The organism is Anaeromyxobacter oryzisoli (assembly GCF_022690765.1).
GTDB lineage: Bacteria > Myxococcota > Myxococcia > Myxococcales > Anaeromyxobacteraceae > Anaeromyxobacter > Anaeromyxobacter oryzisoli.
This window is the reverse complement of record NZ_JALCZA010000099.1, coordinates 1-16,086: the sequence shown is the minus strand read 5'-3', so window position 1 is coordinate 16,086 and position 16,086 is coordinate 1. Positions and strand designations below refer to the sequence as shown.

Annotated in this window: 11 protein-coding genes; 1 reads left to right on the top strand and 10 read right to left on the bottom strand. The window is 73.0% G+C overall.

All coding sequences use genetic code 11. The features are described 5' to 3' along the window. Positions 1 to 344: 344 nt before the first annotated feature. The 8 genes from MNZ27_RS20635 to lepA all read right to left on the bottom strand — a co-directional run bounded on the left by MNZ27_RS20635 (position 345) and on the right by lepA (position 8,327). Complete coding sequence (locus MNZ27_RS20635) at positions 345 to 1,040, bottom strand: hypothetical protein (RefSeq protein ID WP_242395971.1); 696 nt, start codon at positions 1,038 to 1,040, stop codon at positions 345 to 347. Further along, positions 1,037 to 2,164 carry a glutamine-hydrolyzing carbamoyl-phosphate synthase small subunit gene (gene carA / locus MNZ27_RS20630; RefSeq protein WP_242395970.1) on the bottom strand — a complete coding sequence of 376 codons (1,128 nt, stop codon included), beginning with the start codon at positions 2,162 to 2,164 and terminating at the stop codon, positions 1,037 to 1,039. The genes MNZ27_RS20635 and carA overlap by 4 nt, the downstream gene beginning before the upstream one ends. After that, the gene (locus MNZ27_RS20625) at positions 2,161 to 3,462 is read right to left on the bottom strand and encodes a dihydroorotase (protein ID WP_242395969.1); all 1,302 of its coding nucleotides are present in this window, start codon (positions 3,460 to 3,462) and stop codon (positions 2,161 to 2,163) included. The genes carA and MNZ27_RS20625 overlap by 4 nt, the downstream gene beginning before the upstream one ends. Before the next feature lie 54 nt (positions 3,463 to 3,516). Further along, positions 3,517 to 4,458, bottom strand: coding sequence for an aspartate carbamoyltransferase catalytic subunit (locus MNZ27_RS20620; protein ID WP_242395968.1), 942 nt, complete (start codon positions 4,456 to 4,458; stop codon positions 3,517 to 3,519). Continuing rightward, the gene (gene pyrR, locus MNZ27_RS20615) at positions 4,455 to 4,991 is read right to left on the bottom strand and encodes a bifunctional pyr operon transcriptional regulator/uracil phosphoribosyltransferase PyrR (RefSeq protein ID WP_242395967.1); all 537 of its coding nucleotides are present in this window, start codon (positions 4,989 to 4,991) and stop codon (positions 4,455 to 4,457) included. Before pyrR ends, MNZ27_RS20620 begins: the two co-directional genes overlap by 4 nt. A 10-nt stretch (positions 4,992 to 5,001) precedes the next feature. Continuing rightward, on the bottom strand, positions 5,002 to 5,472 hold the full coding sequence (locus MNZ27_RS20610) for a hypothetical protein (RefSeq protein ID WP_242395966.1): 471 nt from the start codon (positions 5,470 to 5,472) through the stop codon (positions 5,002 to 5,004). Between the two features lie 18 nt (positions 5,473 to 5,490). Beyond that, on the bottom strand, positions 5,491 to 6,375 hold the full coding sequence (gene lepB, locus MNZ27_RS20605; RefSeq protein WP_242395965.1) for a signal peptidase I: 885 nt from the start codon (positions 6,373 to 6,375) through the stop codon (positions 5,491 to 5,493). Between the two features lie 146 nt (positions 6,376 to 6,521). Continuing rightward, positions 6,522 to 8,327, bottom strand: coding sequence for a translation elongation factor 4 (gene lepA / locus MNZ27_RS20600; RefSeq protein ID WP_242395964.1), 1,806 nt, complete (start codon positions 8,325 to 8,327; stop codon positions 6,522 to 6,524). Between the two features lie 474 nt (positions 8,328 to 8,801). Between lepA and MNZ27_RS20595 the strand changes: the two genes are divergently transcribed. Beyond that, positions 8,802 to 11,558 (top strand): vitamin B12-dependent ribonucleotide reductase, encoded by a 2,757-nt coding sequence (locus MNZ27_RS20595; RefSeq protein WP_242395963.1) that lies wholly within the window; start codon positions 8,802 to 8,804, stop codon positions 11,556 to 11,558. Between the two features lie 29 nt (positions 11,559 to 11,587). On the opposite strand, the gene MNZ27_RS20590 is transcribed toward MNZ27_RS20595, so the two are convergent. Together MNZ27_RS20590 and MNZ27_RS20585 are read right to left on the bottom strand one after the other, a co-directional pair. Further along, complete coding sequence (locus MNZ27_RS20590; RefSeq protein ID WP_242395962.1) at positions 11,588 to 14,980, bottom strand: error-prone DNA polymerase; 3,393 nt, start codon at positions 14,978 to 14,980, stop codon at positions 11,588 to 11,590. Positions 14,981 to 14,998: 18 nt separating this feature from the next. Further along, positions 14,999 to 16,086, bottom strand: a 1,088-nt coding sequence (locus MNZ27_RS20585) for a DNA polymerase Y subunit UmuC family protein (RefSeq protein WP_242395961.1), incomplete at its 5' end; no start/stop codon positions are given.

Sequence of the window (16,086 nt, the reverse complement as noted above, 5' to 3'; positions counted from 1 at the left end):
ATGGCACCGTGACGCCCCGGCCTTTCCATCTTCCTGAGCCCGGACCGCTCGTCATTCAGGGCCGTTCGCCTGCAAGGCCCCTCCTCGACCGGGCCTGCTCTCCGCCCGAGATGTGTTGAATCCTGAGTACCGCAGGTGGGGAGGGGCAGCGCCCCTCCCCGCGGGACAGCGCGCGCCAGCGCGCGTGGGCCCGCTTCGCGGGGTGAGGCACCATCGAACACGCGCACGCCCCGCGTGCGCTGGGGAGCTTCGCTCGACGGGCGGGGGCGCAGCCCCCGTGTAACATGGCTAGACGAGGGCGCGAGGCGCGACACCGAAGGTGTTCGCGAATCGCGAACCCTCGTTCAGTGCACGCCGGGGTGGCGCACGACCCCGGGCGGGGTCACGGTGCGGGCGTCGGGCGAGAAGTCGTAGATCGCCTCGAGCCGCACGTTGCGGTACCGCTCGAGCTTCAGCGCCATCCGCGAGAGGAGCGCCAGGAACGGCGGGACGTCGGGCGTGCCGCCCTTCCCCGCCAGCTTCTTGAGCCGCTTCACCTCGGCGGCGATCGCCTTCCGCGCCTCGCGCGGGTGGTACAGGAACGCGCCGGAGAAGAAGAGATCGCCCTCGAACGGCATGAGGCGCGCCTCGATCAGGTCGCCCTTCTCGAGCCCCGCGACCTGACGCCGCTCGGTGACGTCGTGATCGCCGCCGCCGAACACGTCGCGGACCCGGACCTGCCCCTCCCGGATCTTCCGGATCTCGAACAGCCCGTGCACGGTGCCGGCGAGGGCGCGGTACTGGGCGAGCTCCGCGGGGGAGAGGTTCGCCGCCTCCGCGTCGATGAACCGCTCGATGGTCGTGCCCGCGCCGGGCGCGGGCCGCCAGTCGAACAGGTAGAAGTCGAGCATGCCGTTCAGGCGGGTCTCGTACGTCCGATCCTCGTCGTGCGGCTCGCCGTAGGCGGTGAAGTGCGCGTGCCGGGCCGCGAGGAGATCCTCCTTCCGCGGCTCGGCCGTCGCCCACGAGAGGAGCCTCTCGTGGAGCTCCTGCAGGGTCATCGTGCGTGCTCCATCATCGTCACGAAGCGCCCGAACAGCGCGCGGGCGTCGTGCGGCCCGGGTGACGACTCCGGGTGGTACTGGACTCCGAAGGCCGGCGCGTCGAGGACCTGGATCCCCTCCACCGTGCCGTCGTTGAGGTTCACGTGGGTGACCTCGGCGCGCTTGCCGAGGCTCGCGTCGTCCACGGCGAACCCGTGGTTCTGGGCGGTGATGTCCACCTTCCCGGTCGCGAGCTCCTTCACCGGCTGGTTCGCGCCGCGGTGCCCGAACTTGAGCTTGTAGGTCCGCGCGCCGAGGGCGAGCGCGAGGATCTGGTGGCCGAGGCAGATCCCGAACACCGGCACCTTGCCGAGGAGCGACGCGACCGTCTCGCGCGCGCCGCCCCCCGCGGCCGGCGCGCGGGGGCCGTTCGTCAGCCACACCCCGGCCGGCGCGCGCGCGCGCGCCTCGGCGGCGGTCGTCCGCGAGGGGACGACCGTCACCCGGCAGCCGGCCTGGGCGAGGAGCCGGAGCATGGCGCGCTTGAGCCCCCAGTCGAACGCGACGACGTGGAACCGGGGCTTCGTCAGCTCGGTGCGCTCCGCGGCCGTCCAGGCGTCCGCCCCCTGCTCGCGCCACTCGTAGCGCGTCGGGGTGGAGATCCTCGTGGCGAGGTCCTGGCCCTCCATCCCGGGGAGCGACCGCGCCCGCTCGACGAGCGCCTTCGCGCTCCCCTCGGTGGCGATGACCCCCATCTGCGCGCCGACGGTGCGGATGTGCTTCGTGAGCCGCCGGGTGTCGATCCCGGAGATGCCGACGATGCCGTGGGAGGCGAGGTACTCGTGGAGCCCCTGCTCGGCGCGGAAGCTCGACGGCGCGACGGCGTGGTGCCGGGCGATGAAGCCGGTCGCGTGCGGCCGCGCGGACTCCTCGTCGGCGCGGTTCACGCCGTAGTTCCCCTGCTCCGGGTACGTCATGCAGATCATCTGCCCGACGTACGACGGGTCGGTCAGGATCTCCTGGTACCCGGTCATGGAGGTGTTGAAGACGACCTCGCCGTTCGACTCGCCGGTCGCGCCGAGCGAGACGCCCTCGAACGTGGTTCCGTCCGCCAGCGCCAGGATGGCCTGCTTCGTCGTCATCGTTCCGACCTGCCCTCCTCGTAAACGATTCGACCGTTCACGATCGTGTGGGTGCAACGCCCGGCGAGCCGCTTTCCCTTCCACGGCGTGTTCCGGCTCTTCGAGCGGAGCCGGCCCGGATCCACCACCCACTCCGCGGCCGGATCCAGGATCGCGACGTCCGCCGGAGCGCCGCGGGCCAGGGTGCCGCCCGGCAGCCCGAACGCGCTCGCCGGCGACCGGGTGAGCGCCTCGACGAGGCGCCGCTCCCCGAGGTGCCCCTGCTTCACCAGCGCGAGGCAGACGGGGAACGCGGTCTCGAGCCCGACGATCCCGTTCAGCGCCGCGTCGAACTCGAGGTCCTTCTCCACCGCGGAGTGCGGCGCGTGGTCCGTCGCGATGGCGTCGATGGTGCCGTCGGCGAGCGCCTCCCGGCACGCCTGCACGTCGTCCGCCGAGCGGAGCGGCGGGTTCATCTTGTAATCGGTCCCGTAGCCGGACGCCGCGACGTCCTCGTCGGTGAGCGCGAGGTGGTGCGGCGTCACCTCGGCGGTCACCGGGAGCCCGCGCCGCTTCGCGTCGCGGATGGCGCGGACCGACCCGCGCGTCGAGACGTGGGCGACGTGGAGGCGGCCCCCGGTGAGCTCGAGGAGCGCGAGGTCGCGGAGGATCATCACCTCCTCCGCCTGCGCCGGGATGCCCTTCAGGCCGAGGCGCGTCGCGACCGGTCCCTCGTGCATCACGCCCTTCCCGACGAGGTGGAGGTCCTCCTCGTGGACCGTGAGCGGCAGCCCGAAGGCCTTCGCGTACTCGAGCGCGCGGCGCATGAGCCCCGCGTTCATGACGGGCCGTCCGTCGTCCGAGAGGGCGACGCACCCCGCGGCCTGGAGCTCGCCGTACTCGGCGAGCTCCTCGCCGGCGGAGCCCTTCGAGATGGCGCCCACCGGGTAGACGCGCGCGAGCCCGGCCTGGGCCGCGCGGGCGAGGCCCAGCGCGGTCCCGGACGCGTTGTCGTTCACCGGCCGGGTGTTCGGCATCGCGCAGACGGAGGTGAAGCCCCCCGCGCCCGCCGCCGCGGCGCCGGTCGCGACCGTCTCCTTGTACTCCTGCCCCGGCTCGCGGAGGTGGACGTGGAGGTCGATGAACCCGGGCGTCACCCAGCGGCCGCGCGCGTCGACGGCCCGCGCGTCCCGCGGCCGCTCGACCCGCTCCGCCACCTCGGCCACCCGGCCGTCGCGGAGCACCACGGTGCGCACGCCGTCGACGCCGCTCGCGGGGTCGATGACCCGCCCGCCCTCGATGAAGATCACGTCAGACATGGCGCCAAGCCTCCCGTTCCGTGCGTCCCGGGCGCGCGCCGCGCGGTGCGCGGCTCACGCCTTCGCCTCCGACTCCGTCCCGCCCGCGAGCAGGTACAGGATCGCCATCCGGACCGCGACCCCGTTCTGCACCTGATCGAGGATCACCGAGTGCGGCCCGTCCGCGACCTCGGGCGACAGCTCGACGCCGCGGTTGACGGGGCCGGGGTGCAGGATCACGCAGGAGGGCTTCAGCCACTCCGCGGCCTTCTTCGCGTTCAGGCCCCAGAACTTCGAGTACTCGCGCGTCCCCGGGATGAGCGGATCGCCGATCCGCTCGTGCTGGATGCGGAGCATCACGATCGCGTCCGCGCCCTCGACCGCCTCGCGCAGGTCGTAGTGGACCGTCGCCCCGAGCGCCTCGACGCCGGCCGGGATCATCGTGGGCGGCCCGCACAGGCGCATCTTCGCGCCGAGCTTGGGCATCGAGTGGAGGTCGGAGCGGGCCACCCGGGAGTGGCTGATGTCGCCGACGATCGCGACGGTCTTGCCCTCGAGCGTCCCGAGCTTCTCCCGCAGCGTGAAGCAGTCGAGGAGCCCCTGGCTCGGGTGCTCGTGCGCGCCGTCGCCGGCGGAGACGACGGCGCAGCCGACGTGCTCGGCCACCAGCCGGGGCGCCCCGCCCGCCGCGTGGCGGATGACGAGCACGTCCGGCCGCATCGCCTCGAGGTTCCTGGCGGTGTCGATCAGCGTCTCGCCCTTGGTCACCGAGGAGGCGCTCGCGGTCCAGTTGAGCAGGTCGGCGGACAGGGTCTTGGCCGCGATCTCGAAGGAGCTGCGCGTCCGGGTGGACGCCTCGAAGAAGAGGTTCACGATCGAGCGGCCCCGGAGCGACGGGACCTTCTTGATCGGCCGCCGCAGGACCTCCTTCATGGAGACCGCGAGGTCGAGGACCTCCAGGATCTCCTCGCGGCTGTAGTCCGCGAGGGCGATGCAGTGCTTGTGACGTCCGATCACGACCGCCTCCCCGGCTTCACGATCACGGCGTCTTCGGCCGCGCCGCCCTCCACGAGCTGCACCTGCACGTCGTCGCCGTCGGCGCACTCGAGCCGCGCCCCGGCGAAGTCCGCCGCGATGGGGAGCTCCCGGCCGCCCCGGTCCACCAGCACCGCGAGCCAGACGCGCCGGGGGCGGCCGAAGTCGACGATCTCGTCGAGCGCCGCGCGGACCGTCCGCCCCGTATACAGCACGTCGTCCACGAGGAGGATCGTCTTCCCCTGGATGGGGAACGGGATGTCCGTCGGGCCGATCACCGGGGCGGCGCCCTGGTTCGCCAGGTCGTCGCGGTAGAGCGCGATGTCCAGGGTCCCGAGCGGCGGCTCCGCCCCGAGCGTCCGGCCGAGCTCGCGCCGGAGCCGCTGGGCGAGGTGGACACCGCCGCGCCGGATGCCGACGATCGCGAGGTCGTGCCCCGCGCCGGCGCCCTGCGCCCGCTCCGCGACGTCCTTGCCGATCCGTCGGACCAGCCGTTCGATCTCCGCGGCGTTCATCGGGCCCCCCTTACCGCGACGGTCCCCAGTCCGGGACGGAGATGTCCTCGGTGAGGTCGATCGCCATGACCTTCTCGTCCTGTCGCTCGAGCCACGGGTACTCGACCCGCGCCGTGTACTCGAAGGCCACGTGCAGCATCGGCGGGGGCGCCTGCGCGTCCCGCTCCCAGGTGACGTCCTCCAGGGAGACGTCCACCGCCGGCGTCTTCTGCCGCGTCCCGGTCTCGTCCGGGAGCTCCACCGTGCCCAGCGCGCGGAGCCGCTGGACCATCTTCTCGGCGAGCAAGCGGTCGTCCCGGTTCTTGACCGCCTGGTTCATGTAGTCGCGGACGACCTGCTTCGCCTCGTATTGGTAGATGTAGACGGGCACCCACACGTACCCGAGGTATCCGCCTCCGCCCAGCGTGAGCAGGAGGGCGGCGGTCACCCACGAGAACTGCCCGCGCGCCGCGCGGAATCGAGACGACGGAGGGCGCTGCATGCGGGCAGTATCTAGCAGCTAGTGGATGGGTTTGAAAAGGCGCTCGAGTCGCACGCCGGCGCCGCGCCGCAGCGACAGTCCCCCTTCTCCCCAGCTCCAGAACACCACCGCCGCGCGCCCGCGCAGGCTGCCCACCGGCACCTGCCACCCCCCGGCGCTGCGGCTGTCCGCAGAGAGATCGCGGTTGTCCCCCATCACGAACAGGTACCCCGGCCTCACGACCTCGAACGGCCCCTCGCGCGCGGCGAGCCGCGCGCGGCCGCACTGGAGCACGTCGTAATCCGCGACGCCGACCGCCGCGGCGGCCTGCCAGGTCGAGCCGGGATCGTCGGAGGCATGCTCCCGCGCCCCGCCGAGATCGCCCTTCGCGAGCGCCTCGCGGTACCGCCGGCAGCGCTCGGGCACCGCCGCGCCGGTGGCCGGGTCCCGCTCCGAGTAGGCGAACTCGCCCGCGGAGGTGCGCGGCTGGGGCACGCCGTTCACGTAGAGCACCTGCTCCCTGAGCTCGATGACGTCCCCGGGGACGCCGATCACGCGCTTCACGTAGTCGCTCGACGGATCGCGCGGGCTCTGGAACACCACCACGTCACCACGGCGCGGCGCGCCGGTCTCGACGAGCCGGACGTTCGTGAACGGGATGCGGACGGCGTACGCGGCCTTGGCGACGAAGATGAAGTCGCCCGCGAGGAGCGTCGGCGTCATGGAGCCGGACGGGATCCGGAACGCGTCCACCACGAACGCCCGGAGCAGGAGCGCGACGATCACCGCGCCCGCGACGGACTCGGCGTACTCCCGCCAGAGGGGCTTCACGCGCCGCGCGAGGTGGGCGTCCCAGAGCGCGTTCAGGTCGCGGAGGGCCGACGAGAGCCGGTCCGGGTCCCCCTCGGCGGCGGCCGCCTCCACCTCCGCCGCGGCCGCCTCGACGACGGCGCGATCGTCGCCGAGGGCGCGCCGGTGCCGGCGCGCGAGGCGCCGCGCGTCCCGCGCGAACCGGCGCGCGTCCTTGCGCGCGCGCGCGAGCCGGAGCGCGGGGTCGGCGACCCGCAGGGCTACTCCTCCACCTTGAGGACGGCGAGGAAGGCCTCCTGCGGGATCTCCACGGACCCGACCTGCTTCATGCGCTTCTTGCCCTCCTTCTGCTTCTCGAGGAGCTTGCGCTTGCGCGAGATGTCGCCGCCGTAGCACTTCGCGAGCACGTTCTTGCGGTACGCCTTCACCGTCTCGCGGGAGATGACCTTCGCGCCGATCGCGGCCTGGATCGCCACCTCGTACATCTGCTTCGGGATGACCTCGCGCAGCTTCTGGCAGAGATCGCGCCCCCGCTGGTAGGCGCGCTCGCGGTGCACGATGACCGACAGCGCGTCCACCGGCTCCCCGTTGATGAGGATGTCGAGCCGCACGAGGTCCGCCTCCTCGAAGCCCTTGAGCTCGTAGTCGAGGGAGGCGTAGCCGCGGGAGACCGACTTGAGCCGGTCGAAGAAGTCGAACACCACCTCGGCGAGCGGGATGTCGTACGTGATCTGCACCCGCTTCGTGCCGAGGTAGCGGAGGTCCTTCTGCAAGCCGCGCCGCTCCTGGCACAGCTTCAGGATCGCGCCCACGTCCTCGGTGCGCGCGTGGATGTGGCAGGTGAGGTGCGGCTCCTCGAGCTTCGCGATCTTCTGCACCGGCGGGAGCTTCGCCGGGTTGTCGATCTCCTGGATCGCGCCGGCGGTGTCCGTCACCCGGTAGATCACGGACGGCGCCGTGGTGATGAGGGCGAGCGCGTACTCGCGCTCGAGCCGCTCCTGGACGATCTCCATGTGCAGGAGGCCGAGGTACCCGCAGCGGAAGCCGAACCCGAGCGCCTGCGACGTCTCGGGCTCGTACGTGAACGCGGAGTCGTTCAGGGAGAGCTTCTCGAGCGCGTCGCGGAGCTGGTCGTAGTCGGCGGCGTCCACCGGGAACACGCCGGAGAACACCATCGGCTTCACGACCTTGAAGCCCGGGAAGGGCTCGGCCGTGGGCCGGTCCGCCTCGGTGAGGGTGTCGCCGACCTTCGCGTCGTGCACGTCCTTCACGTTCGCGACGACGATGCCCACCTCGCCGGCGGAGAGCTGCCCGACCGCCTTCGAGAAGGGGGCGAAGATCCCCAGCTCCTGCACCTCGAACTGCTTCCGGTTCGACCAGAGCTGGATCTTCTGCTTCGGCCGGAGCGTGCCGTCGAAGACCCGGACGAGCATGACGACGCCGCGGTACGAGTCGTACCACGAGTCGAAGACGATGGCCTTGAGGGGGGCGGCCGGATCCCCGGACGGCGGCGGCACGCGCCGCACGATCTGCTCGAGGATCTCCTCGATGCCGATCCCCTCCTTCGCGGAGGCGGGGACGGCGTCGTGCGCGTCGATGCCGATGACCTCCTCGATCTCCGCCCGCACGCCCTCGACGTCGGCCGACGGGAGGTCGATCTTGTTGATCACCGGGATGATCTCGAGATCGTGCTCGAGGGCCTGGTAGACGTTCGCGAGCGTCTGCGCCTCGACGCCCTGCGTCGCGTCCACGACGAGGATCGCGCCCTCGCAGGCGGCGAGCGAGCGCGACACCTCGTACGCGAAGTCGACGTGGCCGGGGGTGTCGATCAGGTTCAGCTCGTAGGTCTCGCCGTCCTTCGCGCGGTAGGCCATGCGGACCGTCTGGGCCTTGATGGTGATCCCGCGCTCCCGCTCGAGCTCCATGTTGTCGAGGAACTGGGCCTGCGCCTCGCGCCGGGTCACGGTCCCGGTGCGCTCCAGGAGCCGGTCGGCGAGCGTGGACTTCCCATGATCGATGTGGGCGATGATGGAGAAGTTCCGGATGTGCGTGTTCTTTTCGGCCATCGGGCTCGGGGCTTTTAACATGCGCGGCCCGGGGCGGCTATGCCGGGGGCTGTCCCCTCCCGCCGGCTCGTTCATCGACCCGGATCGTCCCTGATGGGCCCAGCGATGGCTCGATCGCCAGGGCTGCTGGCCGGCCACTCCAAGAGAATCAGTATGTTGTATTGCCATACACGTAGTACACAACATGTTGTGGTCATGCGTTGACAGCGAGGGCTCGGCTGGTAGAGTGCGGACTCGTTACGCGATAGCGCGTGGCGGGAGGTACGGGCGGGATGGGCGGGTTGGGCGAGGACGAGGGGGCTTCTGCGGGCCGGCGTCGGGGGACGAGTCGGCCCTTGTCAGACCAGTGAGATAGACCTCCGGTTCATCAACGCGAGCCGGCCGGAGGCACGTGCGAACGGACGCGCGATATCGCGCGCCCACGGGGAAAGGTTTGCCTTGGGGCCGGAGGGCCTGGGGCGGAGGGTGATTCAGATGATGGAGCGTGAGGTGACGGGGCAGAAGGTGCGCGCCGCGAAGGCGCCGAGGAAGCTCGCGAAGAAGGGGCTCGAGGTGGAGCGGTACTTCAGCACCGCGGGGGTGGATCCCGCCGACGAGCTCGCGTGGGAGACGCGCACCGCCCAGATCACGGGCGAGGGCGGTGCGATCATCTTCGAGCAGCCGGACGTCGAGGTCCCGAAGAGCTGGTCGCTCCTCGCGACCAACGTGGTCGCCTCGAAGTACTTCCGCGGTCCGCTCGGCGCGCCCACCCGGGAGCGCTCCGTGCGCCAGCTCGTCACGCGCGTGGTGAGCACGATCGCGGGCTGGGGGCGCAAGGACGGGTACTTCGCGACGGAGGCGGACGCCCAGGCGTTCGAGGCCGAGCTCGCGCACCTCGTGTACCGGCAGAAGATGAGCTTCAACTCGCCCGTCTGGTTCAACGTCGGCGTCGAGGAGCACCCGCAGTGCTCGGCGTGCTTCATCAACTCCGTCGGCGACTCGATGGACTCGATCCTGAAGCTCGCCCACACCGAGGGGATGCTGTTCAAGTACGGGTCGGGGGCGGGCTCGAACCTCTCCAAGATCCGCTCCTCGAAGGAGCGGCTGTCCGGGGGCGGCGAGGCGTCCGGGCCGGTCTCGTTCATGCGCGGCTTCGACGCCTTCGCCGGCGTCATCAAGTCGGGCGGCAAGACCCGCCGCGCCGCGAAGATGGTCATCCTCGACGCCGATCACCCGGACGTCCTCGAGTTCGCCGGGTGCAAGGCCTCCGAGGAGAAGAAGGCCTGGGCCCTCATCGAGGCCGGCTACGACGGCGGCTTCAACGTGAAGGGCGGCGCCTACGACTCCGTGTTCTTCCAGAACGCGAACCACTCGATCCGCGTCACCGACGCCTTCATGCGGGCGGTGCTCGAGGACCGCGACTGGGAGCTCACCGCCCGCACCGACGGCAAGGTGCTCGAGACGATCCACGCCCGCGATCTCATGAAGCAGATCACCGAGGCCGCCTGGACCTGCGGCGACCCGGGCATGCAGTTCGACACGACCATCAACGCCTGGCACACCTGCCCGAACACGGACCGGATCAACGCGTCGAACCCGTGCTCGGAGTACATGTTCCTCGACGACTCCGCCTGCAACCTCGCGTCCCTGAACCTGATGCACTTCCGGACCCTCGAGGGCGGGTTCGACGTCGAGGCGTTCCGGCGCGCGGTCGACCTGACCATCCTCGCCCAGGAGATCCTGGTCTCGAACGCGAAGTACCCGACGCCGGGGATCGGGAAGAACAGCGAGGACTACCGGCCCCTCGGCCTCGGCTACGCCAACCTCGGCGCGCTCCTCATGGCGAGCGGCCTCCCCTACGACTCCGACGGGGGCCGCGCCTGCGCCGCGGCGATCACCGCGCTCATGACGGGCGAGGCCTACGCCATGAGCGCGCGGATCGCCGAGCGGACGGGTCCGTTCGACGGGTACGAGCGGAACCACGAGCCCTACCTCGGCGTCATCCGCAAGCACGCCCAGCACGTGGACCGGATCGACCCGACCCTCGTCGAGCCCGGGCTCCTCTCGGCCGCGCGCGACGCGTGGGCGGAGGCCCTGCACCAGGGGATCGAGAGCGGCTACCGGAACGCGCAGGTCACCGTCCTCGCGCCGACCGGCACCATCGGCTTCATGATGGACTGCGACACGACCGGGATCGAGCCGGACATCGCGCTGGTGAAGTACAAGAAGCTCGTCGGCGGCGGCGTCCTCAAGATCGTGAACCACACGGTGCCGCTCGCGCTCCAGAAGCTCGGCTACTCCCAGGACGCGATCTCGACCGCGCTCGAGTTCATCGACCAGGCCGAGACGATCGAGGGCGCGCCCTCGCTCAAGCCCGAGCACCTGCCGGTGTTCGACTGTGCGTTCAAGGCCCGCAACGGCACCCGCTCCATCCACTACATGGGGCACATCCGGATGATGGGCGCGGTCCAGCCCTTCCTGTCGGGCGCGATCTCGAAGACCGTGAACATGCCGACCTCGGCGACCCCGCAGGACATCGAGACGGCCTACGTCGAGTCCTGGAAGCTCGGGCTCAAGGCGGTCGCCATCTACCGCGACGGCTGCAAGCGGAGCCAGCCGCTCAACACCGGCAAGGATCGCAGCGAGCCGCGGTCGGTGGCCGAGGCGGAGCGGCTCGCGCGCCGGCGCCTGCCGGACGAGCGCCGCTCCATCACGCACAAGTTCTCGATCGGCGGCCACGAGGGGTACATGACCGTCGGCATGTACGAGGACGGCCAGCCGGGCGAGCTCTTCGTGACGATGGCGAAGGAAGGCTCCGTCGTCTCGGGCCTCATGGACAGCTTCGCGACCAGCGTGTCGATGGCGCTCCAGTACGGCGTGCCGATGAAGGTCCTCTGCGACAAGTTCAGCCACACGCGCTACGAGCCGTCCGGCTTCACCGGCAACCCGGACATCCCGATCGCGAAGTCGGTCACGGACTACATCTTTCGCTGGCTCGCGATGAAGTTCCTGCCGAGCGAGGACGCGGCCTCGCGGCCGGCGCTCCTCTCCCCCGGCGAGGCGCCGGACCAGCACCTCACCGGGCAGGTCGTGCTCCCCCTCCCCCTCCCCGCGGACCCGGCGGTCGGCCTGAACGGAGCGCACGTCACCGACACCGACGCTCCGCCCTGCCCCACCTGCGGCTCGATCACCGTCCGCAACGGCGCCTGCTACAAGTGCGTGAACTGCGGGTCCACCACGGGCTGCAGCTAGCGGCTCTCGCGCGCGCCGCCGCGGCGCGATCAGCGGAAGTCCCGGGCGCGGTCCCCGACGGCCGGCGCGAGGGCGAGCGGCGCCACGGAGTCCACCCGGACGTTCACCACTTGTCCGCTCCGCTCGACGCGTCCCCGGGCGAGGAGGAACGGCGCCGCGCGGACCACCGGCCGGAAGCGCTCGTACACGTCGGGCATGAGGACGAGGTTGGCGATCCCCGTCTCGTCCTCGAGCGACACGAAGACGATCCCGCCCGCGGTCTCCGGCCGCTGCCGGACGATGACGAGCCCGGCCACCTCCACCGGGGCGCGGTCGGGCAGCCGCGCGAGCTCCCGCGCGGTGCGGAGCCGGCCGCCGCCGAGGCCGGGGCGCAGCACCGCCATCGGGTGGCCGCGGACGGAGAGCCCGGTCGCGGCGAAGTCCGCCGACACCTCCTCGGCGGCCGTGGCGGCGGGCAGCGCCGGCGGCGGCTCCGGGGGCGCGACGCCCGCGAACAGATCGCCCCCGTCCGCCTCGACCGCGAGGCTCCGCCAGATCGCGCCCCGCCGGTCCGGCGCGAGCGCGCCGAGCGCCCCCGCCTCGGCGAGCCGGACGAGCCAGGCCCGCGAGAGCCGCGCCCGCCGGACCAGATCCGCGAGCGAGGCGAACGGCGCCGCGGCGCGCGCCGCGAGGAGCGCGTCCCCGACCGCCCGGGGGAGCCCGCGGATCGCGTGGAGGCCGATCCGGAGGGCTGGCGCCTCGCCCGGCGCGCACGGCCGCCCCGGGGCCGCCCCCTCGAGGCTGCTCTCCCAGTCGCTGGCGGCCACGTCCACGCCGCGCACCTCGATCCCGTGCCGCTTCGCGTCCTCGATCAGCGTGTGCGGCGCGTAGAAGCCCATGGGCTGGCTGTTCAGGAGGGCGCAGGCGAACGCCGCGGGGTGGTACCGCTTGAGCCACGCGGAGGCGTAGACGAGCAGGGCGAAGGAGGCGGCGTGCGACTCGGGGAAGCCGTAGCCGGCGAACCCGAGGAGCTGCTCGAAGATCTGCTCGGCGTCGCGCCCGGAGACGCCGCGCTCCGCCATCCCCGCGACGAGCCGCGCCTTCATCGCCGCGAGCTTCTCGTGCGAGCGGTGGTGGGTCATCACGCGCCGGAGCTCGTCCGCCTCGCCGGGGGTGAACCCCGCCGCGATCACCGCGATCCGCATCGCCTGCTCCTGGAAGAGCGGCACGCCGAGGGTCCGCGCCAGGACCGGCTCGAGCGGCGGGTACGGGTAGCGGACCGCCTCCCGCCCGTCGCGGCGGCGCAGGTACGGGTGGATCATCCCGCCCTGGATCGGCCCCGGGCGGATGATCGCCACCGAGATCACGAGGTCGTAGAAGCTCCGCGGCCGGAGCCGCGGCGCGAGCGACATCTGCGCGCGGGACTCCACCTGGAAGACGCCGATCGAGTCCGCCCGCGAGAGCATCTCGTAGACCGAGGGGTCCTCGGCGGGGATGGTGGCGAGCGAGTCCGGGTGCGGCACGGGCGTGGGCGCGGCGGGCGCCGGCCGGTGGCGGGCGAGGAGCGCGAGGCTCCGGGAGAGCGCGGTGAGCATCCCGAGGGCGAGGAGATCGACCTTGAGGAGGTCGAGCTCGGCCAGGTCGTCCTTGTCCCACTGGACGATGGTGCGCCCGGGCATCGCGGCCGGCTCGATCGGCGCGGTCTCGCAGAGCGGCCGGCGCGTGACGACGAACCCGCCCACGTGGATCGACAGGTGCCGGGGGAAGCCCTGGAGCGCGCGGGCGAGCTCCAGCGTCAACCGCACCCGCTCCGAGTCGGCGCCGTCGAGGCCGGCGTGGGCGAGCTGCTCCGGCCCGATCCGGCCGAGGTCCTCGTAGGCGCCCGCGAGCTTCGCGAGCCGGTCCACCTGCGCGAGCGAGAGGCCGAGGGCCTTCCCCACGTCGCGCAGCGCGGACCTCCCGCGGTACGTGATGACCTCGCAGACCATCCCGGCGCGGTCGCGCCCGTACCGCGCGTAGACGTACTGGAGCACCTCCTCGCGCCGCTCGTGCTCGAAGTCCACGTCGATGTCCGGCGGCTCGCCGCGCTCCGCCGAGATGAACCGCTCGAACAGGAGCCCCATCCGCACCGGGTCGATCGAGGTGATCCCGAGGACGTAGCAGACGGCGGAGTTCGCGGCGCTGCCCCGGCCCTGGCACAGGATCCCGCGCTCCCGGGCGAAGCGGACGACGTCCCACACGGTGAGGAAGTAGCTCGCGTACCCGAGCGCCTCGACGAGGTCGAGCTCGCGCGCGAGCTGGCGCCGGACGTCCTCCGGGGGCTCGGCGCCGTAGCGCCAGCGGGCGCCCTCCCGGACCAGCTCGCGGAGCAGCGGCATCCCGGTGACCGCCGCGATCGTCCGCTCGGTGAGCGGTGGCCCCTCGCTGGCGGGCGCCGGCGGCGCGATCCCTCGCCCCGCGCCGTCCGACGCCGCGGGCGGCGGGTCGCCGGGCGCCGCCGGGGCGGCCGCGGTGGTCCGGAGCCGTTGGCGCGGGGTGGCGGCGGACTCCCGCGACGACTGCGCCGGACTCGACAGCGCGACCTCCGCGGTGGGGGCGACGTCGCCCCGCTCGAGCACCACCGGCGGGAGCGGGTGCTCGCCGCGGATCTCGTCCATCCGGAACCGGCACCGGTCCGCGATGTCTGCGGCGATCTCGAGCCCCTCCGGGAAGTCCCGCCAGAGCCGGAGCATCTCGTCCGGCCCCTTGAGCGTCCGCTCCGCGTTGGGGAACAGCCGCCGCCCGGCCTTCTCCAGGGTGGTCCCGAGGCGCACGCAGGCGAGCACGTCCTGGAGCGCCTGCCGGCGCCGCTCGTGCGTGTGCACGTCGTTGGTCACCGCGACGGGGATCCCGAGCCGGCGCCCCACCGCGCGCGCGGAGCGTACCCGCGCCTCCTCCCCCGCGACCCGGTGGCGCGCCACCGCGAGGGCGAGCCGGGGGCCGAACGCCTCCCGCAGCCGGGCCGCGGCGTCCTCGTCCGCGCCGGGGTAGAGCGCGAAGATCCCCCGGGCTCGGTCCGCTACCTGCTCGAGCGACACCGCGACGTCGCTCCGCTCGCGCCGCGCGGGCGCCCCGGTCCACCCCTCGCCGCAGTGGGCGAGGGTCGTGAGCCGGCACAGCGAGGCGTACCCCTCGCGGTCGACGGCGAGCAGCACGAGGCGCGCCGGCCGACCGGGGACGACGAGCCCCTGCACCGCCAGCTCGACCCCCACCACGAGCGGCAGCCCCCGCCGCCTCGCCTCGGCGTGCGCCCGCACGATCCCGTACAGCCCGTTCACGTCCGCGAGCGCGAGCGCCGAGAGGCCGAGCTCGGCGGCGCGCCCGACCAGCTCCTCCGGCTGGCTCGCCCCCTCGAGGAACGAGAAGCAGGACCTGGCGCGGAGCTCGGCGTAGCGCACGGGCATGGCTCGTCCGCGCGGCGGCTAATCGAAGAAGCCGTGGAGGTAGAGCCGGCCGTCGGCGCCGTCCCGGTAGACCCAGCACTCCCCGAGGCCGTCGAGCCGCACGCGGTAGTAGTCCCGGTCGAAGCCGCCCGCCCACCACTCGCCCCGCAGCCGCTCCGGCCCCTCGAACGCGAGCACCGCCCGCGCCCGGCCCTCCACGTGCAGCGCCGTGAGCCGGCCCCCCTCCCCCTCCGCCACCACCCGCTCCGGCGTCGCGAGCAGCCGCGTCGGGCGGAGCCCCTCCGGCGCCGGCCCGTCCGCGCGCGCGTCCGACGCCCCGGGCCCGCCGGCGGCGGTCCGATCGAGCCCCGCGCGCCGGGCGGCGAGCCCGCGCGGCGCCGCGGGTCGGAACGGCACCGGTCGGTACGCGCCCTCCGGTCGATACCGCTCGACGGGCTCCGCGGCGAAGGCCGCGCCGTCCCCGAGCCGCACCGCGAGCCGGGTCAGGACCCGCTCGAGCGCCGCGACCGCCTCCGGGCGATCCTCGAACGCGAGCTGCTCGGCGGCGACGGCGGCCACCTCGACCGCGACGAGCCGCAGCGCGATCACGGCCGCGGGGAGCCGCAGCGCGAACAGGTGCTCCTTCATCGGGAGGAGCCAGCGGGCGGCCGACGCCGTGGGCTGGGCCAGCGGCACGAGGAGCCGCTCCTCGCCGCGCGGATCGAGCTTCAGCACGAGCTTCAGCCGGCTCGCGCCGAGCCCGCGGCCGGCCAGGCGCGACGCGACGCGATCCGCGAGCCGCTTCAGGGCGAACAGGAGCGGCTCCGCGCTCTCGGCCGGCCCCTCCAGCTCGAGCGCCTCCTCCGGCAGCGTCGCCGGGACGTACGGCACGAGGGGCGAGTCGTCCTCGCCGCGGGCGAGCCGCGCCGCCGCGACCCCCTCCGCGCCGAACCGGTGCGCGAGCGTCCCCGCCGGCAACCGCGCCAGGGCCCCCGCCTCCGAGACGCCGACGGCCGCGAGCCGCGCGGCGATCGCGGGCGGCAGGCCGAGCGCCGTGAGCGGCAGCCGCGCCAGGGCGTCCGCCGTCGCGGCCGCGGGGATCCGGATCGCCCGCGCCCCGCCCGGCG